This window comes from Thalassobium sp. R2A62 (assembly GCF_000161835.1).
In the GTDB taxonomy this organism is placed as follows: Bacteria; Pseudomonadota; Alphaproteobacteria; order Rhodobacterales; family Rhodobacteraceae; genus Thalassobium.
The window spans coordinates 2,457,004-2,481,848 of record NZ_GG697169.2 but is presented as its reverse complement, the minus strand read 5'-3'; the positions used below and the strand labels follow the sequence as shown (position 1 = coordinate 2,481,848).

The window sequence follows — 24,845 nt, the reverse complement described above, 5'->3', positions numbered from 1 at the left end:
CCCATTGGCACAACCACCCCGCGCATGGCAGCGCATGTTATCCGGACGTCGTTTGGACCTGCTTGATCCGACACCCATGGATATCGAAATTGAGGATATCGCCCACGGGCTAGCTTTTGTGGCCCGTTGGAATGGTCAAACGATGGGTGACTATGCCTATTCAGTCGCTGAACACTCTTTGTTGGTTGAGCGTATCTTTCACCTGCAAAACCCCAGGGCTTCGGTCGCGTCTCGTTTGGCTGCGCTCTTGCACGACGCACCGGAATACGTGATTGGCGACATGATTAGTCCAGTAAAGGCGGCCGTTGGGCCTGGTTATGAGGATCTAGATGACCGATTGACCGCGGCTATCCACATTCGGTTTGGTTTGTCTGCCAAAACGCCAGCAGCGATCAAGAAGGAAATCAAGAAAGCCGACAAGATCAGCGCGTGGCTTGAGGCCGTTCGTATTGCCGGCTTTACACAGGGCGAGGCAGACAAATTCTTTGGCAAGCCTGACGAAGCGTTGACCTCAGGTCTAGATATTCGGCTACGGCCACCGACAGAGGTGCGCATCGACTTTACCAAACGTCACCACGATCTAATGGCGCAACTATGATTGTCAGAACGGCGACTCCTTCCGACGCACAAGATATGGTTTCCCTGTTGCAAGAAGTTGTTGACGCTGGCGGCACGACAGCAATCCAAGGGATCGTTCCAACGGACTACTTTGACGCTATCATTACTGGGGCGGGCGAGACGACATGCTGTTTTGTGGCCATTGCCCCAAAAGATATGATCGCTGGTTTGCAATACGTCAGACACAGTGCAAACCTACCACCAAATGTTGGAAGCATCGCTACTTTCGCGCTGTTAGGGGCGACGCAGCGCGGCATTGGGGCCATGTTGTTCAAAGCAACTCTTCAAGAGGCGGCTAGCATTGGATTCATCGAAATCGACGCGACGATCCGTGCAGATAATACCAGCGGCCTAGCGTACTATTCCAAACTGGGCTTCAGTGACTTCGAGGTAAGTCGTGACGTCCCACTTGCCGATGGCAAGCGGGTTGACCGGATTAGCAAGCGATTGACGCTCTAGTTATCTCGGGCTTCGTTTTGCGAGAATGCGCTGCAATGTCCGGCGATGCATATTTAGACGTCGCGCAGTTTCAGAGACATTTCTGTCGCACAGCTCGTAGACCCGCTGAATATGTTCCCAGCGCACACGGTCTGCGCTCATCGGATTTTCTGGGGGTGGGGGAAGGCCATCGGTGTTCGCAAGCAGGGCATTCATAATGTCCGCCGCATCTGCAGGCTTGGACAGATAATCTGTCGCGCCGATTTTGACCGCGGCCACGGCTGTCGCGATGGCGCCATAGCCCGTTAGGACGACGATACGTGCATCCGGCCTACGATCGCGCAGCACCTCGACCACATCCAGACCATTGCCATCTTCCAGGCGAAGATCCACGACAGCGTATGCTGCGGGACGTGCTGTGGAAATTGCCTTGCCTGCGGCAACAGAGCCCGCCGTTTCAACATCAAACCCTCGCTTTTCCATCGCTTTGGCGAGCCGTTTCAGAAACGGCTCATCATCATCCACCAACAAAAGCGTCTTGTCAGGTCCAAGGTCAAAGAGTTCAGTCATAGTCGCACCGTTCAGTTACGTCCTCACCCTGAAAGATAGCCTCTCACAGAGTTAGGTCAAATTACGCGGCTGCCTCGACAAAGCATGCCATTTGATCGGCCATCTTCTCGGGACCGATGTCATTTCGAAAGAATTCAACAAGGCCGACGTCTGGGAACATCAAATAGCTAAATGTCGAGTGATCCATGAGATAGTAATCAGGATCATCGCCTTCTTGTTTGCGATAGTAGGTGCGATAGGCGGTCGATGCTGATTTCACCTGTTCCGGTGACCCCGTCAGGCCAACCATCCGTTCGTGAAAATTGGCGGCGTAGTCAGAAACCGTTTGCACATCATCCCGCTCCGGATCGATCGAAATAAAGACGGGTTGAACCATCATGCCTCTGTCTTCTTCAAGGATCTCGATCGCAACCGTATTACGCGCGACGTCGAGCGGGCAAACATCTGGGCAAAAGGTGTACCCAAAGTAGATGAGGCTCGGTTGATCGATCACCTCTTCGCTGGTCACTGTGACACCGTCGCCGTTGACCAACGTGAACGGTCCACCAATATCACCACCTGCAACCTGCGATGCGCGGCATTGGGCGAAGACGTCTGCGTCACGATCCACAAGTGTGAATAGATAGGCTCCACCTATCAGTGCAACAACTGTGGTGCCTGCGGCGATAGCTGCGATTTTTGACATGAATGCCCCCTATTCAGTTCGTCGCATTGATCGATTGCGAAACGCCGAATATCAAGAGGGTAGATAGTCCACTCATAGAATTGTGAAATGATGACGGCGCAGACACCCCAATTTCTTCTCGAAACCCAACGCAGCAACTGGGTCCGCTTGCGTACCTTAGTTATTTTGCGCTGGTTTGCCGTTGTTGGTCAAAGCATCGCCATTGTCTTTGCCTACAGCTATTTCGAGCTGCAAATTCCGATTGGACTGTGTGCAACCGCAGTTGGTGTCGCCGTTTTGGGCAACTTGATCGCGATCTTTGTCTATCCTGAAAACAAGCGCCTATCCGACCGAGAGGCATTGTCGATGTTGGCATTCGATGTCCTGCAGTTAGGTTTCTTGTTGTTCCTAACCGGTGGGCTTCATAATCCCTTTGCAGTGTTGATACTCGCACCCGTGACAATTGCCGCGACATTTTTGCATTTGCGGCAAACTGTGTTGCTTGGGTTGTTCGCAATTCTGCTGATCACCTTTGTTGCCGAATTTCATATCCCTATTGAAACCAATGAAGGCTTCATATTGAGATTCCCAAGCATCTTTTTGTTCGGATTCTGGTTAGCTTTGGTAATTGGGGTCGTATTTCTGGGCATCTATGCACACCGTGTCATCACAGAGATGCACAACATGTCTGATGCATTGGCCGCCACGCAGCTTGCGCTGGCCCGTGAACAAAAACTGACCGACTTAGGTGGGGTGGTCGCAGCCGCGGCGCATGAGTTGGGAACACCACTAGCAACCATCACACTGGTCAGTTCCGAGCTGATGAATGAATTGGACAAGGGCAGCGAGAAATATGACGACGCGGTTTTGATCCGCGATCAGGCGGATCGATGTCGCGATATCCTGCGGTCCATGGGACAGTCTGGCAAAGACGATCTGTTGCTCAAACATGCCCCTCTCGAAACCGTGGTCCAAGAGGCTGCGGCCCCTCATGTCAGCCGAGGCAAGCTTGTCAATTTTGTCGTCAAATCTGATGCTGATGACAGACAGCCCACAATTCTGCGCAAACCGGAAATCATCCACGGCGTCCGGAACCTGATCCAAAATGCGGTTGATTTCAGCACTAGCGAAGTTGTCGTTGAAAGCCGCTGGACCGAAGATACTATTTCCATTCGCATCTCAGACGATGGTCGCGGGTTTCCATCCCATGTCATTGGTCGGCTTGGTGATCCATTCTTGAATAGGCGCCGCATCGGGCTGCGTCCGGGGTATGAGGGAATGGGCCTAGGTCTCTTTATTGCCAAAACATTGCTTGAACGGTCTGGTGCGACGCTGACCTTTTCGAACGGAGGTCAATCAAGAAAATCCTCTGCACTGGCGGGCGCGATCGTCGAAGTCATTTGGCCTCGCAATGAGGTCGAGACACCATTTCATGGCGAAACGAAAGCACTGGGCGAGAACCAACAATTCGAGCTCTAATGACCGGACGGTAGGTTTAAGACCTCATTAACCAAAATGAACGACGCTGATCTGGGATGAACAGAATCAGGATTGGCGATGCTCGGCATTTGGCCCCTCAATTTCATTGGCATAATTCTAACGTCTCTCACTTGTGCTGCCTTACTCTTGGCCGGTCTTTCAATTTTGGCACGGCGACCAAAAGCACGTACAACGACATCGTCAGGCCGTCTTAGCTCGGCCGTTTTTTTGTTCGATCGGGATGAATTGGTAGATGCGGCTCCAGATGCTCTCTCTTTGCTTTCGCGTTGCGCTCAGGAGCTGTCGGATTGGGATAAACTACTGTTTCTAGCTACCCCACGGTTCCCAGATTTGAAGGAACGATTGTTGTCGCTGGATGAAGAAGGTGGATTTTCCCTCGACGCAGAAGGCGTCAAAAACAGCAAGATCGAGGCAAAGTCATGGGATGGTTTGACCTGCCTCAAGATCACCGAAACCATTCCAGCGCCTGATTTTCAATATATTGATCCCCTCAGTCTAAACGCGCTCGAGGACGAACTAGAGACACTGCGTGGGTTGGCCGAAGATTCACCCCAACTGATCTGGAATTTGAACGCAAATCATCAGATCACTTGGGCCAATTCTGCCTACCTTACACTTGCAGAAGATATTGCCGGGCGGACCGAAACAGACGTTCCTATCTGGCCACCCCACCAAATTTTTCTGAGGATCTCGAAGTACCTGTCGGTCAGTCTTCGACAAAACGAAGAGTATCCGTGCTTGCCCCCGACAATGTTACCGACCTTCGGTTTGATGTCTCGAGCATACGAAGAAGGTCAGGGGCAATGCATTTTGCCAATAACGTAAATGCGTTGGTCAAAGCCGAAGAGGCGCAGCGCACCTTTGTGCAAACACTCACCAAGACGTTCGCTCATCTACCCTCAGGACTTGCGATCTTTGATCGGGCACGTCGATTGGTTCTGTTCAATCCAGCCTTGCATGAGCTTTCGACGCTGCCAGTCGAAACGCTCGCAACACGCCCGTCTCTACATGATTTTTTAGACGAAATTCGTGAGGCACGGGTTCTGCCCGAACCAAAAAATTACTCTACTTGGCGAGACAAAATTACGAGTATGGTAACCGCTGCTGTTGACGGTACATATTGTGAAACTTGGAGTCTGCCAAACGGTCAAACATATCGTGTTTCAGGCCGGCCGCACCACGACGGTGCTGTTGCATTTCTATTCGAAGACATCAGTGCCGACATCTCTTCGACGTGACGTTTCAGGTCGCAAATTGAATTGGGCCAGAATGTCATCGATGCGCTGCCTTCCGCGATCGCCGTGTTTTCCAACCTCGGGACATTGACCCTTTCGAACGCGCAGTTCGATCAGCTTTGGAAGATTGATCATACGCTCGCCGATCTGACCATCAAAGATGCGACCCGTTTGTGGCAATCACTTGCGATGCCTACACCTGTTTGGGAGAATCTCAAGGTCCACGTGGAAACTGTAGGCGACAAGTTAACTTGGTCCGAGAGCATCCAACTTAAAGACGGCAGAGTATTGTTATGTTCTGTCGAAACCCTCTCTGATGGCAGCACGATGTGTAGCTTTACTCTGAGCCAAATTGAAACAAGGGTCGAAGACCAAGACATCGCCTTGCTGACCGCACGACGCGGATAGCGCTTGCTGGCAGAATCTGCGTGCATAATATGGCGCCATGACATCTACCGCTCACATCGATCTAAGTCTGCCTAGCCCAGGCGATACAGCGCGACTGGCCGAGCAATTCGCAGCAATTGTTGGGCCGGGCGATACGCTATTGCTCGAAGGTGAAATCGGCGCGGGTAAGTCACACTTTGCACGCAGTCTAATCAAATCGAAAATTCCAAACGTAGGCGATGTCCCATCTCCAACTTTTACATTGGTGCAGACCTATCAGGATGGCGACTTGGAGATTTGGCATTGTGATCTTTATCGGCTCACCCATCCGGATGAGGCTGTTGAGTTGGGGCTGCTTGAGGCGTTTGAAACGGCGGTTTGTCTCGTCGAATGGCCTGATCGGATGGGACCGGACGTCCCATCCAAGGCGGTGACGCTGCGATTTGAAGCGATGCCTGATGGTCACCACGTCCAAATCACATCTCGAGATATCAATTGGATCAAGCGTTTCGAGGCGATCCATGTCTGAACGATCCGAGAGCATCACCGGTTTTCTCATCAGTTCCGGATGGGCTGATGCAACAAGAACAACAATCACCGGCGACGCTTCAAATCGGCGCTATGAACGATTGCGCAAACCCGACGGTCAAATTGGGATCCTGATGGACGCACCTGTCGAAACGAATGTGCCGATCAAACAATTTATCGACGTATCGAATTGGTTGAGACAACAGGGGCTATCTGCGCCCACATGTCATGCTGTTGATCACAATGGCGGGTTGGCTGTCTTTGAAGATTTTGGTGCGAACATTGTCGCCGGCTTGGCAGATCAAGATCCCGCAAGAGAGCTGGATTTGTACAGAACAACACTGGATGTTTTGCTACACCTCGGCAACTGCACCCCAATGAGTGAATTACTCGAGTTTACTCCCGAACACGCCGCTGGAATTTGCAATATTGCATTTGAAAAATACGGTCGGTTTCATCCAGCTACTCACGGCCACCAAGATCTAACGCTCGCCGTTCTTCAAGGGCTATTAGAACATCACGCTCCTGAAACTAACACAGTCGCGCTTCGCGATTTCCACGCTGAAAACCTGATCTGGCTTCCAGACCGGAATGGCATTCGTTCGATTGGTCTGCTTGATTTTCAAGACGCCGTTGTTGCGCATCCCGCATATGATCTTGTGTCTCTGCTGACAGACGTTCGTCGTGAGGTCGCACCCGAAACCAAAGCTGCACTGGTTGAGAAGTTTGTCCACGCGACAGGCCGATCAATGGATGCATTCGGTCCGACGTTTGCAGTCATGAGTTTGCAGAGAAATCTCCGGATTCTTGGTGTGTTTGCACGTCTCGCTTTGGAGAACAGCAAAGCTTCATACTTGGATTTGATACCTAGAGTTTGGCGACACATCGATGAGGCCATTCAACACCCGATGCTTGCTGAGATTGAGCCTCTCGTTAGAAATGGATTGCCCGTTCCAACCAAAGATACTCTTGCGGGTTTTCGCGTATGAGCGGTGAAGTTACATCTGTTTTGTTTTTTGCAGCCGGATTTGGCACCCGAATGAGGCATCTTACTGCCAACCGCCCAAAGCCGTTGGTCGAGGTGGTCGGTTTACCGTTGATTGATCATGCGCGTGCATTGGCTGACGCCGCAGGGTTGCCAACGCAAATTGCAAACCTGCACTACAAATCTGAGATGCTAGAGGATCACCTACGCAACACCAATGTGCAGACGATCACCGAAAAACCTGAAATCTTAGAGACGGGTGGGGGGCTAAAGAATGTCAGGCACCTAGTGGACGGCGATGCAGTTTTTACCATGAATACTGATGCGGTTTGGCGCGGCCCAAATCCGTTTGAGGTCTTGAATTCCGCTTGGTGCCCCGAGACGATGGATGGGTTACTTTTGTTAATTCCTCCGGCGCAAACTCATGCACACGAAGGCGTTGGCAGCTTTGCAATGGATGAAACAGGCCGTCTTTCCTGGGATCCTATGCTCACCTACACAGGCGCACAAATCATCAAACATGATGGCCTGTCCGAGATTTCCGAGACTAGTTTTTCCATCAAGTTATTGTGGGAAAAAATGCTACGCACCCGCAAGTTGTTTGGTGTTGTTTATGATGGTAAGTGGTGTGACGTTGGCCACCCTGATGCTATCCCAGTTGCAGAGGCATTGATCCATGACGCCTAGGTCCCACGTCTTTGGCATTCCATGTGGTGTCGACTTTACCCAACACCTTGTTGACGGCTTGATCGAGCGTTTCGATCAAGATGAACTGAGTCATGTTGAGGTGTACGTAAACACACGTCGAATGCAGCGACGTATGAGAGAGATTTTTGATCTGGGTCCCGCGCGACTTTTGCCGCAGATAAAACTTGTCACGGATCTCGCCCGGGATCCTGTCGCGCTAGATGTTCCTGCTGCTGTCTCGCCGTTGCGCCGAAGGCTCGAGATTTCGACGCTCGTTTCTCAATTGGTTGATGCGCAGCCAGATATCGCCGCACGTTCATCGATCTTTGATTTGTCAGATAGTCTAGCCAATCTTATGGAAGAGATGCAGGGCGAAGGCGTCGATCCTGAAACAGTTGCCGCTCTGGATGTGTCAGATCAGTCTGGACACTGGGAACGGGCACTATCGTTTTTTCAGATCGTACAACGGTACTTTGGGGATACGTATGAACCCCCTGATGGCGAAGCACGCCAACGACTGGTCGTTGACCGACTGGTCGACCAATGGGCCGCAAGCCCGCCAAATTCTCCGATCGTCGTCGCGGGTTCAACTGGATCGCGTGGTGCGACGTTTGATTTCATGACGGCTGTCGCACAGCTACCGCACGGAATGCTGGTCTTGCCAGGTTTCGATGCACATCTGCCTGATCCCATTTGGCGCAGATTGAAGGATGCGCTGACGTCTGAGGATCATCCCCAATACCGGTTCGCACGCCTTTTGCAGCGACTAGAAATTGATCCAAGCGCGGTTGACGATTGGTCAGTCCACTCACAACGCCCACATTCAGATCGAAATCGATTGGTGTCTTTGTCATTGCGACCAGCCCCGGTGACAGACCAGTGGCGAATCGAAGGGCGAGAGTTTGAAGACCTGCGAGAGGTCACCGCTCCACTTACTTTGATCGAAGCTTTTACACCTCGAGAAGAGGCGCTCGCCATCGCGCTGAGACTAAAGAAAGCAGCGAATGACAGACAGAAGGCGGCACTGATCACGCCAGATCGCATGTTGGGACGCCAAGTTACGGCAGCTTTGCAGCAGTGGGATATAACCCCAGATGACAGTGCTGGCTTGCCTCTGCAATTGACCGCACCCGGTCGGCTTTTACGTCATGTCGCAAGCGTACTTTCTCGAGATATGACCAGTGAGATATTGCTTACGTTGTTAAAGCACCCGTTGGTTCACACTGGCGATCCAGCTAGGGGCGCACATCTGCTATGGACGCGCGAGCTTGAGTTGTACATTCGGCGCAACGGTCTTCCTTTCCCCGATGCAGAAACGCTGCGCCAATGGGCACATGCGCGTGACACCGATGACGGTCGTGTTGCGTGGTCCGAGTGGATTGCAACAGTCATAAGCTCAATCGAAGACACCCCAAGCCATACGACGCTCGAACAACACTACTTAACCCATTTGTCTCTGACTGAGGCTCTGGCTACTGGTCCAAACGGCCAAGATACAGGCGAGCTCTGGCTCAAAGATGCTGGCATCGAAGCCGCCAAAATCTGCGAAATGTTCAGCGAACACGTTGCATATTCAGACGCCATGACGGCGGGCGACTATGCTGATCTTTTTGGATCCGTTTTGTCGGGTGGAACTGTACGATCTTCGGTCAAATCCAATCCATTGATCAGAATCCTAGGTACCCTCGAAGCCCGTGTAAACGATGCCGACCTCGTAATTCTAGGCGGGCTTAACGATGGTGTCTGGCCCGAACGTCCCACACCGGACCCATGGTTGAATCGCACAATGCGAGACAAGGCCGGCCTGCTATTGCCTGAACGTCGCATTGGTTTGTCAGCGCATGATTATCAACAGGCAATTGGTGCATCAGAAGTCTGGCTGACCAGATCGGTTCGGTCCGATGATTCCGAGACAGTCCCATCACGGTGGGTCAACCGATTGGTGAACCTGCTTGGGGGTCTTCCTGACCAGTACGGTTTAGACGCTTTGAAGGCCATGATCGCGCGCGGAGATACATGGATCAACTACGCGCGAGCGATGGATCAGCCGAATACAGTCACTAAGCCTGCCCAGAGGCCCTCTCCTTGCCCACCCATTTCGGCGCGACCGGTTCAGCTATCTGTGACCAGAATCAAGACTTTGATCCGTGATCCCTATGCAGTTTACGCTGAAAAGGTACTGGGGCTTCGGCCTCTCAATCCGCTCACCCCGTCGCCAGACGCACCGTTGCGCGGAACAACAATGCACAGCATTTTCGAACGGTTCATTAGAGAGCGCGGACCCGAGACGCTCGAGGAGGCGAGAACCCGCCTCATGACGATAGCCCGCACTGTCATGGATGCCGACACGCCGTGGCCTACCATCAGGGAAATGTGGATGGCGCGGTTAGACCGGATTGCTGATCAATTTCTGGCAGATGAAGCGAAACGAGTGAGCATTGCGACGCCTGTCTTATTCGAAAAACAAGGTGGGACACGGATTGATCATCTTGGGTTCACCCTAACAGCACGCGCGGACCGAATGGATCAGGACGACGCGCAAAACATTTACATCTACGACTACAAAACTGGTGCTGCCCCAACGAAGGAACAACAAACCTATTTTGACAAACAGCTCTTGCTAGAAGCTGCGATGGTCGAGCGCGGCGGTTTTGCTGAGTGGGTCGGGACCAGCTCTGTTGTTCAGGCCAGTTACATCGGGTTGGGTAGCGATCCAAAGGTGACCAGAGCACCTCTTGAAGACAATCCAACTAACGCTGTTTGGGCTGAGTTTGTGACACTTATGACGGCTTGGGCGCATGTCGATCGTGGCTACACAGCAAGGCGCGCGATGGAGCAGGATCGATTTGGCAGCGATTATGATCATTTGTCGCGTTTTGGCGAATGGGACCTGACGCAGGACCCCAACCCAGAGGGTGTATCATGACCGAATCCGCGCTGGAAAGACAGGTTCGGGCGGCAAACCCCAAAGCCTCTACTTGGTTGGCTGCGAACGCAGGGTCCGGCAAGACCCGTGTTCTCACTGATCGTGTCGCCCGCTTACTGCTGGACGAAGCAAAGCCAGAACACATCCTATGTTTGACCTATACCAAGGCGGCTGCAAGCGAGATGCAGAACAGGTTGTTCAAGCGGCTGGGCGCATGGACGATGATGGACGACGACAAATTGCGCGGCGAGCTATGTGATTTGGGTATCGAGTCCCGAATTGACACAAACACACTAGCGCGCGCTCGTGTGCTATTTGCCCAGGCGATTGAAACGCCTGGTGGTCTCAAAATTCAAACGATCCACTCTTTTTGCGCCTCACTTCTCCGCCGTTTCCCACTAGAGGCGGGTGTCAGCCCTCAGTTCGTAGAAATGGAAGATCGCGCAGCCAAGATGTTACGGGCTGAAGTGGTCGACGACATGGCGCGCGGCGACCACACTGCGGCGGTGTACGATCTGGCTAGCTATGTCTCGGACAGCGATCTCGATCGCGTCTTGATGCAGATCACAAGCCACAAAGAGAGCTTGGCCAAACCCCAGAAGAGCGAGGCTTTGAAGGCGGTCTTTGGGCTAGATCGCGATGCCAACGCACAAACACCGATCGACAAGATCTTTGGTGTCCTTAGTCAAACTGATACTCGCTCTTTTCTTGATGTCTTGGCCGCTGCATCTCCCACCTACCAAAAGATCGGGGTCGAGCTCGAAAGAACACTCAAGCAAGGCGCATCGACAGAGGGTTATCAGTGGCTAAAAAAGTCGTTCCTATATTCGGACGGTCGGTCAAAGGTCGGTAATTGGCCTCAAGCTAATCACAAGGGAGCAGTGGAGGCGTTTGAGCCGCTTCGCGGTGAGTTAGACACGTTTTTGGATGAAGTCTGGCAAGTATCGCAAATTGAGAAAGCAATAAGATCATTTGAAATGACCCAAGCACTTCATACCTTTGCGACCGCGTTTTTGCCGATGTACGAGGCCCGCAAACAACAACACGGTTGGTTGGATTTTGACGATCTGATCCTCAAGGCCAAATCCCTGCTAACCAACCCACAGGTGGCGCAATGGGTTCTGTTCCGTTTGGACGGCGGAATCGATCATATTCTCGTGGATGAGGCCCAAGACACGAGCCCAGCGCAATGGTCAGTAATCGAAAATCTCGCCCAAGAATTCACTTCGGGCGAGGGTGCACGACACGACGAACCGCGTACTCTATTCGTAGTTGGTGACAAAAAGCAGTCGATCTATTCGTTCCAAGGTGCTGATCCCAACGCTTTTGACACGATGCGGGACATGTTCAAGGAACGGCTAGAACAAATCGAAATTGGCCTGAACACCTTGTCTCTCGATTATTCATTCCGATCGTCTGAACCTATTTTGACACTCGTCGATCAGACGTTTTCTGGGGATCGAAGCGCCGGGCTAGAAAAGGACGTGTTTCATATCGCGTTCAAAAATCAGATGCCCGGTCGCGTTGATCTGTGGCCCGCAATCGAACCCACAAACACCAAGGAAGATCGCGACTGGTTTGATCCGATTGATCAGGTTGGGCAGGATCACCATTACGTTCAACTCGCGCGGGGGATTGCCGACGAAATTCTACGAATGAAGGCCCACGAGACAATACCGGACGAAGTCGATCGCGTTCCAATGAAGCGGCCTATCACCGAAGGTGATATTTTGATCCTCGTCCAAGGGCGCAACTCGGGGCTGTTCTCTGAAATTATCGCTGCTTGCAAACAACGTGGCCTCGCCGTCGCTGGAGCGGATCGTCTCAAGGTTGGGGCAGAGTTAGCGGTACGCGACATTACGGCGGTACTATCATTCTTGGCCTTGCCTGAGGATGATTTGTCTCTGGCAGGTGCGCTAAAATCACCCATCTTTGGGTGGTCTGAACAGGACCTCTATGATTTGGCGCACAAGCGGCCAAAGGGCCAATATTTGTCAGCGACCCTCAGAGAGCGCGCAAGCGAGTTTCCCAAGACCCGCGAGATCTTGGATGACCTTGATCGGCAGGCCGACTTTTTGCGGCCATATGATTTGATCGAGAGATTGCTGACACGCCACGACGCACGGGATCGTTTGCTCGGTCGTTTAGGCACCGAGGCCGAAGACGGCATCAACGCTCTGCTAGCCCAAGCGTTGGCATACGAACGCAGCAGTATTCCTAGTCTGACTGGATTCTTAGAATGGATGGCTGCCGGCGAGCTAGAGATCAAACGCCAGATGGACAACGCGGGCGACCAGATCCGCGTCATGACCGTGCACGGCGCTAAAGGTCTGGAGGCACCAATTGTATTTCTGCCAGATACGGCGAAGAAAAAACCAATGCCATTGCCCAAATTGACGACGTTGTCAGACACTGTTGTTTGGCGAGGCGCATCAACTGACGTTCCTCAAGTCATTTCAGATCGCACAGAACGCGAGCGACTCAAGCAAGAAGACGAGCGTCAACGTTTGCTATATGTTGCCATGACGCGAGCAGAGAAATGGCTGGTGGTCTGTGCCGCTGGTGATGTCGGCGGCGACGGGGACAGCTGGTACCAAGATGTCACGTACGGGATGTCACAGGCGGGTGCGGTTGATGAAACGTTTGTGATTGGGCAGGGCCTGCGATTTGCAAACGATGGATGGTCGGATCTACCGCTGAACCAACTGGTCAAGCCTTCGGCCTCAACGTCGAAGGTTCCAGACTTTGCAACCATCCCGACGCCGCAACACGATGACCCTTTGCCGACACTTTCCCCCTCTGATTTAGGAGGTGCAAAGGCGCTGTTCGGAGAGACCGAAACCGCTGATGATGGTACATCAAAGGAACGTGGTACAGCGATCCATCTGGTTCTCGAACACTTGCCCCATATCAAGCCAGAGGATCACAGTGTTGTCGCTGAAAATTTGCTGGGTACGGACAGCCCATTTCTTGCCGATGCAATCGAGACATCACAGCGATTGTTGGCCAAGCCTGAACTCAGCCATATTTTTGAAACCGGCACTCTCGCAGAGGTTCCAATCACTGCCAACCTAGACGCTCTAGATGGTCGCCGCATTCACGGAACAATCGACCGGTTGGTTGTAGATAGCGAAACCGTCACGGCTATTGATTTCAAATCAAACCGGATGGTCCCTGATGTCGTCGATAAAACGCCCGAAGGTATCTTGCGGCAGATGGGTGCATATCTCGCGGCGCTACGGTTGGTCTATCCGAGCAAGACTGTCTCAACTGCGGTACTGTGGACCGAAACAGGTGTACTAATGCCAATGCCTGATGAGCTCGTGCTTGGGGCTCTCGACCGCACGATCTTGTGATTGAACGTACGTGGTATACGACATTTGCTTGACCTTTTGAGGGGGCGTTCCTAGGTTCCCAACCTAACCTTTTTCGCCGCAGGAGATAACTGATGGCTACCGTAGCAGTAACAGACGCAACCTTTGATGCCGAAGTGCGGAACTCTGATGTTCCCGTTGTTGTAGATTTTTGGGCCGAATGGTGTGGCCCTTGCAAACAGATTGGCCCAGCGCTCGAAGAGCTGTCGGCTGAGATGGAAGGCAAGGTCAAAATCGTCAAAGTGAACGTCGACGAAAACCCCAATTCACCAGCTCAAATGGGTGTTCGCGGGATCCCCGCTTTGTTCGTGTTCAAAGGCGGTGAAGTTGTTTCAAACCGCGCAGGCGCCGCACCAAAGGCAGCACTGCAAAGCTGGATCGAAGACTCGATCTAAGTCGACAAGTTTTTGTAAGAAAGAGCGTCCTGATTGGGCGCCCTTTTTACATAGGCCATCCAGCATTCTGCATGGCCAAGCGTATGCGATCTGACACATCGGCCCGTCCAGCATTGATCGCCATTATTTGCCAAAACCAATACAGATAAGCCTCGTGGTTTGGGCTGTGGTTCGTTATCTGTTCAAACGCTGCGGACACTCCTATTTCCCCAACGTTGAGTCCGGCATGATGAAAGTCGATTTTCGCAAAATGGATCGATGGCTTGCCAAAGAAGTGAGCGAAGAATGCCGCAGACGAATTTTCCGCGACGACATAGTCGCATTCCGCCAGCATTTTCGCCATTGGTGCCGATGTGACTTTAAGCTGCGGGTGCTTGTTGATCAGTGTCTCTAGTTCCGCAATCTCATCTGTTGAATAGTTTTCATTAGGGTGAAGCGTTGCAATGATTGGGCGCTGTTGTTCATGGCCCAATGTTTCGCGCAGCATGTCCAACGGACTCATTGTCTGGAAGCTCCGATTGTCCAACACGCGCCCCTGCAAGGGCACGTAGACAAACCCGCTGCGCATCGGATTTTCGGCTTGGCCTTGGAACAACCACTTGCGCCAATTTTCGACGAAATCTCTGGCAAGGCCTTGGTCTATTTCCGTGGGTTCAAACTGTCTCTTTGCAACTGCCCATTCCCATCGCTTGGCATCTTTTTCGATCTGCCAAAATGGATAGGAATAGACTTTGCGCATTGTCAGGGCGTGGTCGTGGAACGGGTCGTCCATATGAAACATGGCGTATCCGTCATTCATCATGGACGCGATCCGTGCTTGTTTCGAGTTTTGCTCGTAGCGCACTTGGAAACCAGACGTCTCAGCAACGCGGGCAACCTTGGACACGAAACCATTTTGCTTGGCGTCGACCTGTTTCAACAGGCGTTTGCTAAGATAGAATGTGAGTGTCTTTTCGCTGTTCATACACTAGCGATACCCAAACCATTGCGGTCTCACAATCCAAGAGGCTTGTTCAACACGCATCGGACCGCCATATAAATGAGACGCAACACTGAGGTTTAACATGGCAGATAGTGATTTCCCCGGATGGCACGGCACCACAATCATTGGTGTGAAAAAGGGGGGCGAGGTTGTAATCGCCGGTGATGGTCAGGTGAGCCTAGGCCAAACCGTAATCAAAGGGACTGCGCGCAAAGTGCGTCGTCTGTCTCCCGGCGGACACGATGTCGTCGCTGGCTTTGCTGGCTCGACCGCTGATGCCTTTACACTGCTAGAGCGCTTAGAAGCCAAGCTTGAAGCGACACCAGGACAACTGGCGCGCGCCTCTGTCGAGCTCGCCAAGGACTGGCGCACTGACAAATATTTGCAAAAACTCGAGGCGATGCTGATTGTAACTGACGGTACAGACCTGTTGGTAATCACTGGTGCCGGCGATGTCTTGGAACCAGAGCATAATGTTGCGGCGATTGGATCAGGCGGCAATTTTGCTCTTGCTGCGGCACGCGGACTATATGACGGCGACAAACCAGCCGAAGATATCGCCCGCCAAGCTATGGCGATTGCATCTGACATCTGCGTCTACACGAACGGCAACCTGACCGTTGAGGTAATCAAACAATGACCGACCTGACCCCCCGCGAGATCGTCTCGGAACTAGACCGTTTTATTATAGGCCAAAACGACGCCAAGCGTGCCGTTGCGGTGGCGCTTCGCAATCGTTGGCGCCGCAAGCAACTGGGCGATGACTTACGCGACGAAGTTTACCCCAAGAACATTCTGATGATTGGCCCAACCGGCGTCGGCAAGACCGAGATTTCGCGACGGTTAGCCAAGCTTGCGCGCGCACCGTTTATTAAGATCGAGGCCACCAAATTTACCGAGGTTGGATACGTCGGTAGGGATGTGGAACAGATCGTCCGAGATCTGGTCGACGCTGCGATCATTCAGACGCGTGAAAACATGCGAGATGACGTCAAAGCCAAGGCACATAAAGCCGCTGAGGATCGCGTCGTCGCTGCAATTGCTGGTGAAGATGCCCGCGAAAGCACCCAAAATATGTTTCGCAAGAAGCTGAAAACTGGTGAGCTGGACAAAACGATTATTGAGCTCGAGCTCACCGACACATCAAACCCAATGAAAGGGATGGAGATCCCCGGCCAGCCCGGTCAAATGGGTGGAATGATGAATATCGGTGATATCTTTGGCAAAGCATTTGGCGGCCGAACCGTTAAGAAACGGATGACCGTTTCAGAGAGCTATGATGTTCTGATTTCCGAAGAAGCAGACAAACTGTTGGATGATGAAACCGTGACGCGCGCAGCGCTAGAGGCTGTTGAACAGAACGGCATCGTGTTTTTGGATGAAATCGACAAGGTCTGCGCCCGTGCCGATGCGCGTGGTGGTGACGTCAGTCGAGAAGGTGTTCAACGCGACCTGCTGCCATTGATCGAAGGCACGACTGTCTCGACAAAGCACGGAGCAATTAAAACAGATCATATCCTGTTCATCGCCTCTGGTGCATTTCACATCGCCAAGCCATCTGATCTCTTGCCCGAGCTTCAGGGTCGTTTGCCAATTCGCGTCGAACTTCGCGCGCTGACCGAATCCGATTTTATACGCATTCTGACTGAGACTGATAACGCGCTGACCCGCCAATACACCGCGCTCATGGGCACCGAAGATGTGACCGTTACATTCAAAGAAGACGGTATCGCAGCCTTGGCTAGAATTGCAGCCGAAGTAAACGAATCCGTCGAGAATATCGGCGCGCGCCGTCTCTACACAGTGCTCGAGCGGGTCTTTGAAGAGTTGTCGTTTTCGGCCCCAGATCGAAGCGGCGACGAGGTTACAATTGACCACGCGTTTGTCGAAGAGCATTTGGGCGAACTGGCCAAGTCCGCAGATCTCAGCAGATATGTTCTCTAGCGAATAAAGGCTTTCCTTTAGACACTGGCAAGGCGACAAAGCTGGATGAATTCCTTGTCGTTCTTCCGTGAAAACGCGCCTTTTCTCTGTGCTGGGTTTCTGCTGACCTTTGCCTCCAGTTTTGGTCAAACGTTTTTCATCTCGGTGTTTGCGGGCGATATCCAGCGCAGCTTTGATCTAAGCCATACTGCTTGGGGCGGCCTCTATATGATTGGGACGCTAAGTTCGGCAGTTCTGATGATATGGGCCGGAACGTTAACCGACACGTATCGGGTTCGGGTTCTTGGCAAAGCGATTATTGTTCTCTTGGCCTGCGCATGTCTCTCAATGGCGGCGTTACCCGGTGTTTGGTTCATTCCTGTTGCGATTTTCCTGCTCCGGTTTTCCGGCCAAGGAATGCTAAATCATATTTCATCTGTTGCGATGACCCGCTGGTTTCAAGCCTCTCGCGGCAAGGCGCTCTCATTTGCAAGTACCGGCTACGCTGTTGGCGAGGCGACGTTGCCAATTTTGTTCGTTCTACTGTTGGTTCACTTTGATTGGCGGTTTCTTTGGGTTGGAAGCGCGGTTCTGACACTGTGCCTTTTGCCGGTGTTGGCACGATTATTGCGAATGGAACGAACACCACAATCGATCGTACAAGGATCCGATAGTGTAGGAATGCATGGCAAACATTGGACGCGAAGTGACGTGATCCGACATCCTCTGTTTTGGTTCATCGCACCGGCTGTTGTTGGGCCATCTGCATGGATAACCGCGTTCTTTTTCCAACAGGTACATTTAGCCAAGATCAAAGGGTGGGCTCATCTCGAGCTCGTCACATTGTTCCCGATCTATACTGGAGTTGGGGTTGTGGCGATGATCCTGTCAGGCTTTGCGATTGATCGGTTTGGCAGCAAACGATTGATGCCAATCTTTCTGTCTCCTCTGATTGTTGGTTTCTGGCTATTTGCGACAGCGGATACAGTTTTCGAGGGTACGATTGCGATGGGGTGTCTTGCCTTGGCAAGCGGTGCGAATTCGACAGTACCGATCGCGTATTGGGCGGAAACTTTTGGAACCCAGTTTATTGGATCGATCAAGGCTATGGCGACAGCACTAATGGTCTTGGGGTCGGCTATCGGTCCAGGTTTGTCAGGGTTTTTGATTGATCAAGGTGTTGGGTTCGAAACCCAGCTAAAAGGGTTTTCCATCTTCTTTGCGCTTGCCTGTCTATCAGTTGCAATTGGTATCGCAGTTTCAGGTCGAGAGACCCCTCGTTCGACGTAGATAGACATAGTAGGCGCCAGCACCACCGTGTTTGAGATGAGCCTCGCGAACCTCTAGAATCCGATTTGCGAGCGGTGGCATCGCGAGCCATTGAGGAACTTGGTGACGCAAAACACCATGGCGCACGGGTATCGGACCTGTGTCGTTCTTTTGTTTACCCTTACCTGTGATGACCAACACCAACCGTTTTTGTTCGAGGTGCGCGCTGATGATAAAGGCGATCAGCTCAGGGTGTGCCTCGGCCAATGACATTCCGTGCAAATCGATCCGCATTTCAGGCTTAATCTTACCGCGTGACATTTTACGAAACGACCCTTTGTCCATCTGTACAGGCGCAGATGACAAGTGGTCCCGAAGCTGAGGGGCTAAATCATTTTGTCGGTGTGTCGCCGTTTTTTCACCAATCCGAAACATTGGTATCGGTTCAGGCTTTCGCTCGATTGGTGCAAGTTTTTTGGGCTTGGCTTGGACAATCACCGCCGGCTTCTTCGGGTTCAGCGGATCAGTACGTTTGGTGACTTGGTTCCATAGATCACGTTCGTCCGACCGCAGTTCGCGGGGGCGTTTCATTCATCGTCCCCAGTGGCCATTGCATATGCGCGTTGAATGGGAACCAGCTGCACCAGACGACCGCCATCTTTGATTTGCCCCGCGAGGCGTCCAGCCTCATCGCCAGTCCCAAAGAAGATGTCAGCCCGTTGCGCACCCTTGATGGCCGATCCCGTGTCCTGGGCAATCATCAAACGGCGGATAGGTGTGCGACCATCCTTTTCTAACCATACTGGGCCGCCAAGCGTGACGAACGCAGGATCAACAGCAACCGAGCGGTCTGTCGTAATAGATCGGTTCATCGCACCAAGCGGGCCCTTGTCAGCAGGAACTTCGTTCACTTCGCGAAAGAAGACATAGCTGTCGTTTGTGCGCAGCAGGTCTGCGCCGTCTTCGGGGTTACGTTTGACCCAGTTTTGAATGACCTGTGCGGATACTTGGTGCGGCTCGTAAATCCCACGCGCGATTAGCTCGGCTCCAACCGAAGAATACGAATGCCCATTGGCGCCACCATACCCAACACGAATTCCGCCACCTGTGTTCAGGTTGACGCGCCCTGACCCCTGAACCTGTAGAAAGAACACATCCACGGGATCATCAATCCAAACGATTTCGAGACCGCGGCCTGCCAAAGCATCTGTTTCTTCCATTTCACGGCGGGTCAGCCAAGGTGTTCCACGCTTAATTTCAGGCGGCAGCCGATAGAGCGGAAACCTAAAGGTTTCGTCTCTTGTCAGAGACCCGCGGAGCTCGGGTTCGAAATAGCCAGTGAACAAAGCGTCTTTGTCATCTTCGATCAAGACTGGGCGAAAAAAGAGCTCAAAAAATGCCTTGGCATCTGGCTGGCGACCCGCGACCTGACAGAGGGATGTCCAATCCGGATCATCCAAATCACGGCATGTATTTAGAAAGACATCTAATGCCTGATCATGATCGTCGTCGTTCCAGCCATCCAGCTGGTCAAACTCGAGAAGCGTAATGTTGCTTTGCGCCATAACCGGCCCCGCAAGACAAAGAGAAAGCAGCGCCGCTCGGATCATTCGCCCGTGGCGACGAGATCCCAGTTTGGATCGTCAGCATCCATATCACGGGCAAAGGTCCATGTGTCTTTTTGCCGTTTGACTGTTGTTTCGCTACCTTCAATCACATCGCCACCTTTGTCGCGAACGATGCTGGTCATTTCGCCAACAAACCGGACAGCGATTTCAGCTTCGCCTGTTGTCTCGTTAAAATCAGCAGCGTTCAGTGCCATGTCGCTGATCCCAACAAAGTTTGCCTCGATTGTAACGCCTTTGGCTTTGCGGTCATCAACAACCGTCGCAAATGCTTCGTATACGTCAGATGACAAGAATGGTTTGATTTCCTCAATCTCGCCACGCTCAAACGCCATCAAGATCATTTCATATGCGCCACGCGCACCACCCAGAAATTCGCCAACGTTGAACGACGGATCGACCTTCTTCATTCCCAATAGCGCGTTGTAGGCGTCGCCACCTTCTGGAACATGATCCGTGATATCGTGATCTGGACCTCCCTCGATGACCTCAAAATCGCTGAGTGCGCGATCAGGTGCCGAGGATTGCTGCGCCGGCGGCTTTTCAAAGCCCTCGCGGGTTCCCAGAACATTGCGCAAGCGTAGGATCAAAAAGATGGCTATTCCAGCCAAAACCAAGAGCTGAATAATAGGTGAATTCATTTGGGTCTCGTTTCTGGGAAAGAGTGGTAAGAAAACAATCTTGATCATATGTAGGTCACGGATAGGCCCAAGTCCACAAGTGGCAGGGTCACAAATACGAGGTAAGAGATGTATCTCTTCTTATTATTCATTGCTGTTCCCATCATTGAGATCGCCCTGTTTCTCAAAGTTGGGGGATTGATCCACTTTTGGCCAACGATTGGTATCGTTATCATAACCGCCATTTTGGGCACTTGGCTGGTACGCGCGCAGGGGGCAATGGCATTGCGAAACGTACAAACGTCGTTTTCTGAACTGCAAGATCCAACAGAGCCATTAGCGCATGGCGCAATGATCCTTGTGTCTGGTGTTTTGCTTTTGACACCGGGGTTTTTGACAGATGCGGTCGGTTTTGCATTGCTCGTCGCACCAATCCGACGTGCGGCGTATCGGTGGCTGCGATCTAAGATCAAAGTTCAATCATTTTCAATGGGCGAGCCTCCTCGACAGAGCCAACAGCCGAACGACCAAGTGATTGATGGCGAATTTCACGAGATTGATCCGAAAACATCGCCAAATGACAAGCCGTCCAAGTGGACGGACCACTAAAGCCCTGTTAGGAACGTCCGAAGCATTTTTTACGGAGACCTTCCAATGGCCGAAAATGGCGCAGAACCAGCCGCAGCTCAGCAGGCACCACAAGTGAACCAGCGCATCGTAGCGCAGTTTATCCGGGACATGTCCTTTGAAAACATCATGGCTCAGCGCGGTGTTGGCGGTGACGTCCAGCCCGAGATCGCGGTTCAGGTAAACCTTGATGCACGCAAGCGTGGCGAGAACCAGTACGAAGTAGTGATCAAGCTGAAAATCACGTCGAAGAACAAAGAGGGCGGCGACAACCTGTTCCTTTTGGAAATCGAATACGCTGGAATCTTTGAAATCACAGGTCTGCCCGATGAGCAGATGCATCCGTATCTTTTGATCGAATGCCCACGCATGTTGTTCCCGTTCCTGCGTCGGATTGTAAGCGACGTTACTCGTGATGGTGGCTTCCCGCCGCTGAACCTAGAGAACATCGACTTTATCTCGCTCTACCGGAACGAGATTGCGCGCCGCCAAGCCGAACAGGCCGCAGCCAAAACTGACGCTTAAGTCAGTTTTTTCCAAAGAACGTCATCGCCCAACTTGTCGACAAAGGCAGAGTGGGCGGTGGCTTCTTCCTCGGACAACAATGACACCAACGGCGTTGAGCGCGACTTGGGTCGATTGTCTGTCGTCGAAGTGACAAACTTTTTCTCTTCTTTCGGTGCGGTGTTCAGCCCAAAGTCTGGCTGACGTCCTCCGATGAGTTCGAGATAAACTTCTGCCAGAATTTCACTATCCAAAAGCGCCCCGTGGAGCGTGCGCGACGAGTTATCGATACCAAACCGACGACACAGCGCATCAAGAGACGCGGGCGATCCAGGAAAACGGCGCCGTGCAATCGCAAGCGTGTCGAGCGCTTGGTCCATTGGAAGCAAGGGGCGGTTGACCCAGCCCAACTCGGCGTTCAAGAATTTCATGTCGAACGCTGCATTATGAATGATCATCTTGTCTGTTCCGACGAAATCAACAAACGCTTGTGCGATATCCGCAAAGAACGGTTTGTCCCTTAGAAAATCATCGCCAAGACCGTGCACTTCGAAGGCCTCTTTGGGCATTGAACGTTTGGGATTGATGTACTGATGATAGGTTCGACCGGTCGGCACGTGATTCAGCAGCTCAACCGCACCGATTTCGACAATGCGGTCGCCTTCGTTTGGTTCAAACCCAGTCGTTTCCGTATCGAGTACGATTTCGCGCATGATTTATGTGCCTCTTAGCGTTTCTACGACATAATGCACAGCCGCACGGGCCTCATCTAGCGAATTTGTGGGTATGACAAAGTCCGCACGAGCACATTTTTCATCGTTGGGCATCTGTTTGTTCAAAATCACCGTGAGTTGTTTTTCGGTCATCGTGCGCCGACCCAAGATCCGTGACTTTTGCGTCTCTGCATCCACATCAACGCATACCACATAGTCCAGCCACTGATCAGCGCCGGTCTCGTATAACAGTGGGATATCGAACAAGAGAATATCCGTCTGAGACCCTTCGATGAAATCTGCGCGGTCTTGGGCAACAAGCGGGTGAACGATTTTCTCGATCTGGCCCAAAAGCGTCGGGTCCTGGGTAATCAGCGTTTTGAGTTCTGGCCGTGAAACTGCGCCATGGATAACCGCCGAGGGTGCAATTTCTGCGATTAGGGCAACAGCGACGCCATCTTTGGCGTACATCTGGTGAACTGCTGCATCGGCATCCCATACGTCGACGCCAAAATCAGCAAACATCGCGGCCGTTGTTGATTTCCCCATCCCGATCGACCCGGTGAGGCCCAGCAGCAGAGTCATCCCAAAACAGCGGAACGTGTGTTAACGTCGACCTCTGGCCGAACACCAAACCAGCGTTCAAATGCTGGAACTGCCTGATGCAACAGCATGCCCAAACCATCGACAGTGATACAGCCGGCTTGTTCCGCTTCTTGCAAGAGGCGGGTCTTGAGCGGGGTATAGACGATATCAGTAACGACTGTTCCCGGTCTCAATCCATCAAGTGGCACTCGGAACTCTGGCGCACCTGTCATTCCAAGTGACGTTGTGTTGATAACTGTCGTTGCCTCTTCCAAGACATTTCCAGCTTGGACCCAATCAACAACTTCGACCTTTGAGCCGAATTCAGACTTCAAACCCTCTGCCTTTAAGCGCGTCCGGTTTGTCAGGATGATCCGAGTCGTCCCGGCCTCAATCAAAGACGCAATAACCGCACGTGCTGCACCGCCTGCACCCAAAACAACAGCTGCGCCACTAGCAGGTTGCCACCCGGGCGCGCCCTGTTTCAGGTTAGCAATGAAGCCGTATCCATCAGTGTTGTCAGCGTGGATTTTACCATCGCGTCGAAAAATCAAAGTGTTTGCGGCACCGATCAGTGTGGCGCGATCGGTCATCTGATCCGCAATCCACAATGCTGCGACTTTGTGTGGGATCGTTATGTTGACCCCAACGAACCCCATCTTGGGCAGCATCCGAATAACCTCTTCCAGATTGCTGTCCGTGACATCCATAGGAATGTACGCGCCTTTTAACCCATAGGTTTTAAGCCAGTGGCCATGAAGGGCAGGAGATTTGGAGTGCGCAATCGGAGACCCAATGACGCCGGCGAGTGGGATTTTATGATCGGTCATGTGGCAATGATCCCCCGAAGTGAGAAGTAAGACAAGATATCTAAGAGTGGCAGACCCAGAACGGTAAAATAGTCACCCTCTAAGCGTGCAATCAGTCTGGCGCCTTCTTCTTCTAGTTTATAGGCACCCACCGAATGCTGAATGCTATCCCAATTTCGAGCAACATAGTCCGCTAGGTACGTGTCTGATGGCTGTCCAAAATGGATGCGTACCTGACCAACAGAACGCCATACTGGTTTGTTGTCCTCGTAGATGACGGCGGCGGAGAGAAGTTTGTGAGTCTTGCCTTTCATCTTGGACAATTGGTCAATTGCTTCATCCTGAGATCGCGGTTTAGACAACAGCGCGCCTTCAAAATCGAGGACCTGATCGCAGCCAATGACCAACGCCTGCGGATTCTTAGAGGCGATCTTTCTCGCTTTCATCTCGGCGAGTGTGTCGGCGATGTCGCGCGGCTTTGCGCCCTCTGCTAGTAAAGAGGCCTTGATCGATTGCTCATCAATGCGAGCCACGTCTGTTTGAACAGGAACACCTGCGTTTTCAAAAAGGGTCCTCCTGATCGAAGAAGCCGAGGCGAGGATGATAGTTGGCGTCATTTATAACCCTGTGGACAACTTATGTTCTGGGTTGGCTGTAACTTGTGCGGCGCAAATCACAAAGCCTGTTCTGAGGAAATACTGACCATGCCAGTCTGTTGTTCAGAAAATTATCCCTCGTGGATAAGGATATCTCTGGCGTCGACCTGATGGTGGTTGTTCGTGCAAGATACAATTTTATCCCCAGATTCCTACAGAAGCTGTGTCGTCAAGAGACAAAGAAATCAGGTGTTTGATGTATCTGCTACATCCAAAAATCCTTTG

General features: G+C 52.2%; 27 protein-coding genes. 17 read left to right on the top strand and 10 right to left on the bottom strand.

Features of this window, described 5'->3' with window-relative positions:
* Positions 1-4 precede the first annotated feature (4 nt).
* Both TR2A62_RS12325 and TR2A62_RS12320 read left to right on the top strand, forming a co-directional pair.
* Complete coding sequence (locus TR2A62_RS12325; protein ID WP_009158047.1) at positions 5-598, top strand: HD family hydrolase; 594 nt, start codon at positions 5-7, stop codon at positions 596-598.
* Positions 599-633: 35 nt separating this feature from the next.
* Positions 634-1,077 (top strand): GNAT family N-acetyltransferase, encoded by a 444-nt coding sequence (locus tag TR2A62_RS12320; protein WP_223296111.1) that lies wholly within the window; start codon positions 634-636, stop codon positions 1,075-1,077.
* Here the strand turns inward: TR2A62_RS12320 and TR2A62_RS12315 are convergent, their stop codons facing one another.
* On the bottom strand, positions 1,078-1,626 hold the full coding sequence (locus TR2A62_RS12315; RefSeq protein ID WP_009160238.1) for an ActR/PrrA/RegA family redox response regulator transcription factor: 549 nt from the start codon (positions 1,624-1,626) through the stop codon (positions 1,078-1,080). It abuts the gene before it with no gap.
* A gap of 61 nt (positions 1,627-1,687) precedes the next feature.
* Positions 1,688-2,311, bottom strand: coding sequence for an SCO family protein (locus TR2A62_RS12310; protein ID WP_009157326.1), 624 nt, complete (start codon positions 2,309-2,311; stop codon positions 1,688-1,690).
* A 90-nt stretch (positions 2,312-2,401) separates the two neighbouring features.
* On the opposite strand from TR2A62_RS12310, the gene regB reads away from it, so the two are divergent.
* From regB to trxA, 10 genes are all read left to right on the top strand, one after another.
* Positions 2,402-3,769: a sensor histidine kinase RegB gene (regB, locus tag TR2A62_RS12305; RefSeq protein WP_009158842.1), complete on the top strand. Its 1,368-nt coding sequence runs from the start codon at positions 2,402-2,404 to the stop codon at positions 3,767-3,769.
* Positions 3,770-4,120: 351 nt separating this feature from the next.
* A complete protein-coding gene (locus TR2A62_RS18530) occupies positions 4,121-4,615 on the top strand; it encodes a hypothetical protein (protein WP_150103491.1) in 495 nt (164 codons plus the stop codon).
* Positions 4,594-5,028 (top strand): PAS-domain containing protein, encoded by a 435-nt coding sequence (locus tag TR2A62_RS17675; RefSeq protein WP_050761087.1) that lies wholly within the window; start codon positions 4,594-4,596, stop codon positions 5,026-5,028. Before TR2A62_RS18530 ends, TR2A62_RS17675 begins: the two co-directional genes overlap by 22 nt.
* Before the next feature lie 21 nt (positions 5,029-5,049).
* A complete protein-coding gene (locus tag TR2A62_RS17670; RefSeq protein WP_009157746.1) occupies positions 5,050-5,433 on the top strand; it encodes a hypothetical protein in 384 nt (127 codons plus the stop codon).
* A 37-nt stretch (positions 5,434-5,470) separates the two neighbouring features.
* Positions 5,471-5,941, top strand: a complete 471-nt coding sequence (tsaE, locus tag TR2A62_RS12295; protein ID WP_009159242.1) for a tRNA (adenosine(37)-N6)-threonylcarbamoyltransferase complex ATPase subunit type 1 TsaE — start codon at positions 5,471-5,473, stop codon at positions 5,939-5,941.
* Positions 5,934-6,929 (top strand): aminoglycoside phosphotransferase family protein, encoded by a 996-nt coding sequence (locus TR2A62_RS12290; RefSeq protein WP_009160221.1) that lies wholly within the window; start codon positions 5,934-5,936, stop codon positions 6,927-6,929. The genes tsaE and TR2A62_RS12290 overlap by 8 nt, the downstream gene beginning before the upstream one ends.
* Complete coding sequence (locus TR2A62_RS12285; protein ID WP_009157959.1) at positions 6,926-7,612, top strand: nucleotidyltransferase family protein; 687 nt, start codon at positions 6,926-6,928, stop codon at positions 7,610-7,612. Before TR2A62_RS12290 ends, TR2A62_RS12285 begins: the two co-directional genes overlap by 4 nt.
* Complete coding sequence (gene addB / locus TR2A62_RS12280) at positions 7,602-10,538, top strand: double-strand break repair protein AddB (protein ID WP_009158212.1); 2,937 nt, start codon at positions 7,602-7,604, stop codon at positions 10,536-10,538. The genes TR2A62_RS12285 and addB overlap by 11 nt, the downstream gene beginning before the upstream one ends.
* Positions 10,535-13,894, top strand: coding sequence for a double-strand break repair helicase AddA (addA, locus tag TR2A62_RS12275; protein ID WP_009158350.1), 3,360 nt, complete (start codon positions 10,535-10,537; stop codon positions 13,892-13,894). The genes addB and addA overlap by 4 nt, the downstream gene beginning before the upstream one ends.
* A 92-nt stretch (positions 13,895-13,986) precedes the next feature.
* The gene (trxA, locus tag TR2A62_RS12270; RefSeq protein ID WP_009157327.1) at positions 13,987-14,307 is read left to right on the top strand and encodes a thioredoxin; all 321 of its coding nucleotides are present in this window, start codon (positions 13,987-13,989) and stop codon (positions 14,305-14,307) included.
* Between the two features lie 46 nt (positions 14,308-14,353).
* On the opposite strand, the gene TR2A62_RS12265 is transcribed toward trxA, so the two are convergent.
* Complete coding sequence (locus tag TR2A62_RS12265) at positions 14,354-15,271, bottom strand: hypothetical protein (RefSeq protein WP_009160924.1); 918 nt, start codon at positions 15,269-15,271, stop codon at positions 14,354-14,356.
* Positions 15,272-15,371: 100 nt separating this feature from the next.
* On the opposite strand from TR2A62_RS12265, the gene hslV reads away from it, so the two are divergent.
* Genes hslV through TR2A62_RS12250 form a run of 3 tightly spaced genes read left to right on the top strand, consistent with a single transcriptional unit; the run spans position 15,372 to position 18,502 of the window.
* Positions 15,372-15,929 carry an ATP-dependent protease subunit HslV gene (gene hslV, locus TR2A62_RS12260; RefSeq protein ID WP_009159899.1) on the top strand — a complete coding sequence of 186 codons (558 nt, stop codon included), beginning with the start codon at positions 15,372-15,374 and terminating at the stop codon, positions 15,927-15,929.
* Positions 15,926-17,233 carry an ATP-dependent protease ATPase subunit HslU gene (gene hslU, locus TR2A62_RS12255; RefSeq protein ID WP_009158041.1) on the top strand — a complete coding sequence of 436 codons (1,308 nt, stop codon included), beginning with the start codon at positions 15,926-15,928 and terminating at the stop codon, positions 17,231-17,233. The genes hslV and hslU overlap by 4 nt, the downstream gene beginning before the upstream one ends.
* A 45-nt stretch (positions 17,234-17,278) precedes the next feature.
* Entirely contained in the window at positions 17,279-18,502 is a 1,224-nt protein-coding gene (locus tag TR2A62_RS12250; RefSeq protein ID WP_009160446.1) for an MFS transporter, read from the top strand.
* Here TR2A62_RS12250 and TR2A62_RS12245 read toward each other — a convergent pair.
* The 3 genes from TR2A62_RS12245 to TR2A62_RS12235 are packed head-to-tail and all read right to left on the bottom strand — an operon-like array spanning position 18,473 to position 20,747.
* The gene (locus tag TR2A62_RS12245) at positions 18,473-19,072 is read right to left on the bottom strand and encodes a Smr/MutS family protein (RefSeq protein ID WP_009160735.1); all 600 of its coding nucleotides are present in this window, start codon (positions 19,070-19,072) and stop codon (positions 18,473-18,475) included. The genes TR2A62_RS12250 and TR2A62_RS12245 overlap by 30 nt on opposite strands.
* Complete coding sequence (locus TR2A62_RS12240) at positions 19,069-20,046, bottom strand: murein transglycosylase A (RefSeq protein ID WP_223296110.1); 978 nt, start codon at positions 20,044-20,046, stop codon at positions 19,069-19,071. The genes TR2A62_RS12245 and TR2A62_RS12240 overlap by 4 nt, the downstream gene beginning before the upstream one ends.
* A gap of 41 nt (positions 20,047-20,087) precedes the next feature.
* On the bottom strand, positions 20,088-20,747 hold the full coding sequence (locus tag TR2A62_RS12235; protein WP_009159245.1) for a Tim44/TimA family putative adaptor protein: 660 nt from the start codon (positions 20,745-20,747) through the stop codon (positions 20,088-20,090).
* Between the two features lie 108 nt (positions 20,748-20,855).
* Here TR2A62_RS12235 and TR2A62_RS12230 point away from each other — a divergent pair, with 108 nt between their 5' ends.
* Positions 20,856-21,335, top strand: a complete 480-nt coding sequence (locus TR2A62_RS12230; RefSeq protein ID WP_009158214.1) for an FxsA family protein — start codon at positions 20,856-20,858, stop codon at positions 21,333-21,335.
* Positions 21,336-21,380: 45 nt separating this feature from the next.
* On the top strand, positions 21,381-21,878 hold the full coding sequence (gene secB, locus TR2A62_RS12225; RefSeq protein WP_009158166.1) for a protein-export chaperone SecB: 498 nt from the start codon (positions 21,381-21,383) through the stop codon (positions 21,876-21,878).
* Here the strand turns inward: secB and dnaQ are convergent.
* Genes dnaQ through TR2A62_RS12205 form a run of 4 tightly spaced genes read right to left on the bottom strand, consistent with a single transcriptional unit; the run spans position 21,875 to position 24,581 of the window.
* Positions 21,875-22,570: a DNA polymerase III subunit epsilon gene (gene dnaQ, locus TR2A62_RS12220; RefSeq protein ID WP_009160828.1), complete on the bottom strand. Its 696-nt coding sequence runs from the start codon at positions 22,568-22,570 to the stop codon at positions 21,875-21,877. The genes secB and dnaQ overlap by 4 nt on opposite strands.
* A 3-nt stretch (positions 22,571-22,573) precedes the next feature.
* Positions 22,574-23,155 (bottom strand): dephospho-CoA kinase, encoded by a 582-nt coding sequence (coaE, locus tag TR2A62_RS12215; RefSeq protein WP_009159154.1) that lies wholly within the window; start codon positions 23,153-23,155, stop codon positions 22,574-22,576.
* Positions 23,152-23,985: a shikimate dehydrogenase gene (locus TR2A62_RS12210; RefSeq protein WP_009159128.1), complete on the bottom strand. Its 834-nt coding sequence runs from the start codon at positions 23,983-23,985 to the stop codon at positions 23,152-23,154. Before TR2A62_RS12210 ends, coaE begins: the two co-directional genes overlap by 4 nt.
* Positions 23,982-24,581: a nucleoside triphosphate pyrophosphatase gene (locus TR2A62_RS12205; RefSeq protein WP_009160372.1), complete on the bottom strand. Its 600-nt coding sequence runs from the start codon at positions 24,579-24,581 to the stop codon at positions 23,982-23,984. Before TR2A62_RS12205 ends, TR2A62_RS12210 begins: the two co-directional genes overlap by 4 nt.
* Positions 24,582-24,845: the final 264 nt, after the last annotated feature.

Bases quoted from the DNA above. Each gene is read 5' to 3' on its own strand.
- TR2A62_RS12320 (WP_223296111.1), top strand. From the start codon at position 634: ATGGTTTCCCTGTTGCAAGAAGTTGTTGACGCTGGCGGCACGACAGCA.
- TR2A62_RS12315 (WP_009160238.1), bottom strand. From the start codon at position 1,626: ATGACTGAACTCTTTGACCTTGGACCTGACAAGACGCTTTTGTTGGTG.
- TR2A62_RS12310 (WP_009157326.1), bottom strand. From the start codon at position 2,311: ATGTCAAAAATCGCAGCTATCGCCGCAGGCACCACAGTTGTTGCACTG.
- regB (WP_009158842.1), top strand. From the start codon at position 2,402: ATGACGGCGCAGACACCCCAATTTCTTCTCGAAACCCAACGCAGCAAC.
- TR2A62_RS17675 (WP_050761087.1), top strand. From the start codon at position 4,594: ATGCATTTTGCCAATAACGTAAATGCGTTGGTCAAAGCCGAAGAGGCG.
- tsaE (WP_009159242.1), top strand. From the start codon at position 5,471: ATGACATCTACCGCTCACATCGATCTAAGTCTGCCTAGCCCAGGCGAT.
- TR2A62_RS12290 (WP_009160221.1), top strand. From the start codon at position 5,934: ATGTCTGAACGATCCGAGAGCATCACCGGTTTTCTCATCAGTTCCGGA.
- TR2A62_RS12285 (WP_009157959.1), top strand. From the start codon at position 6,926: ATGAGCGGTGAAGTTACATCTGTTTTGTTTTTTGCAGCCGGATTTGGC.
- addB (WP_009158212.1), top strand. From the start codon at position 7,602: ATGACGCCTAGGTCCCACGTCTTTGGCATTCCATGTGGTGTCGACTTT.
- addA (WP_009158350.1), top strand. From the start codon at position 10,535: ATGACCGAATCCGCGCTGGAAAGACAGGTTCGGGCGGCAAACCCCAAA.
- trxA (WP_009157327.1), top strand. From the start codon at position 13,987: ATGGCTACCGTAGCAGTAACAGACGCAACCTTTGATGCCGAAGTGCGG.
- TR2A62_RS12265 (WP_009160924.1), bottom strand. From the start codon at position 15,271: ATGAACAGCGAAAAGACACTCACATTCTATCTTAGCAAACGCCTGTTG.
- hslV (WP_009159899.1), top strand. From the start codon at position 15,372: ATGGCAGATAGTGATTTCCCCGGATGGCACGGCACCACAATCATTGGT.
- hslU (WP_009158041.1), top strand. From the start codon at position 15,926: ATGACCGACCTGACCCCCCGCGAGATCGTCTCGGAACTAGACCGTTTT.
- TR2A62_RS12250 (WP_009160446.1), top strand. From the start codon at position 17,279: ATGAATTCCTTGTCGTTCTTCCGTGAAAACGCGCCTTTTCTCTGTGCT.
- TR2A62_RS12245 (WP_009160735.1), bottom strand. From the start codon at position 19,072: ATGAAACGCCCCCGCGAACTGCGGTCGGACGAACGTGATCTATGGAAC.
- TR2A62_RS12240 (WP_223296110.1), bottom strand. From the start codon at position 20,046: ATGGCGCAAAGCAACATTACGCTTCTCGAGTTTGACCAGCTGGATGGC.
- TR2A62_RS12235 (WP_009159245.1), bottom strand. From the start codon at position 20,747: ATGAATTCACCTATTATTCAGCTCTTGGTTTTGGCTGGAATAGCCATC.
- TR2A62_RS12230 (WP_009158214.1), top strand. From the start codon at position 20,856: ATGTATCTCTTCTTATTATTCATTGCTGTTCCCATCATTGAGATCGCC.
- secB (WP_009158166.1), top strand. From the start codon at position 21,381: ATGGCCGAAAATGGCGCAGAACCAGCCGCAGCTCAGCAGGCACCACAA.
- dnaQ (WP_009160828.1), bottom strand. From the start codon at position 22,570: ATGCGCGAAATCGTACTCGATACGGAAACGACTGGGTTTGAACCAAAC.
- coaE (WP_009159154.1), bottom strand. From the start codon at position 23,155: ATGACTCTGCTGCTGGGCCTCACCGGGTCGATCGGGATGGGGAAATCA.
- TR2A62_RS12210 (WP_009159128.1), bottom strand. From the start codon at position 23,985: ATGACCGATCATAAAATCCCACTCGCCGGCGTCATTGGGTCTCCGATT.
- TR2A62_RS12205 (WP_009160372.1), bottom strand. From the start codon at position 24,581: ATGACGCCAACTATCATCCTCGCCTCGGCTTCTTCGATCAGGAGGACC.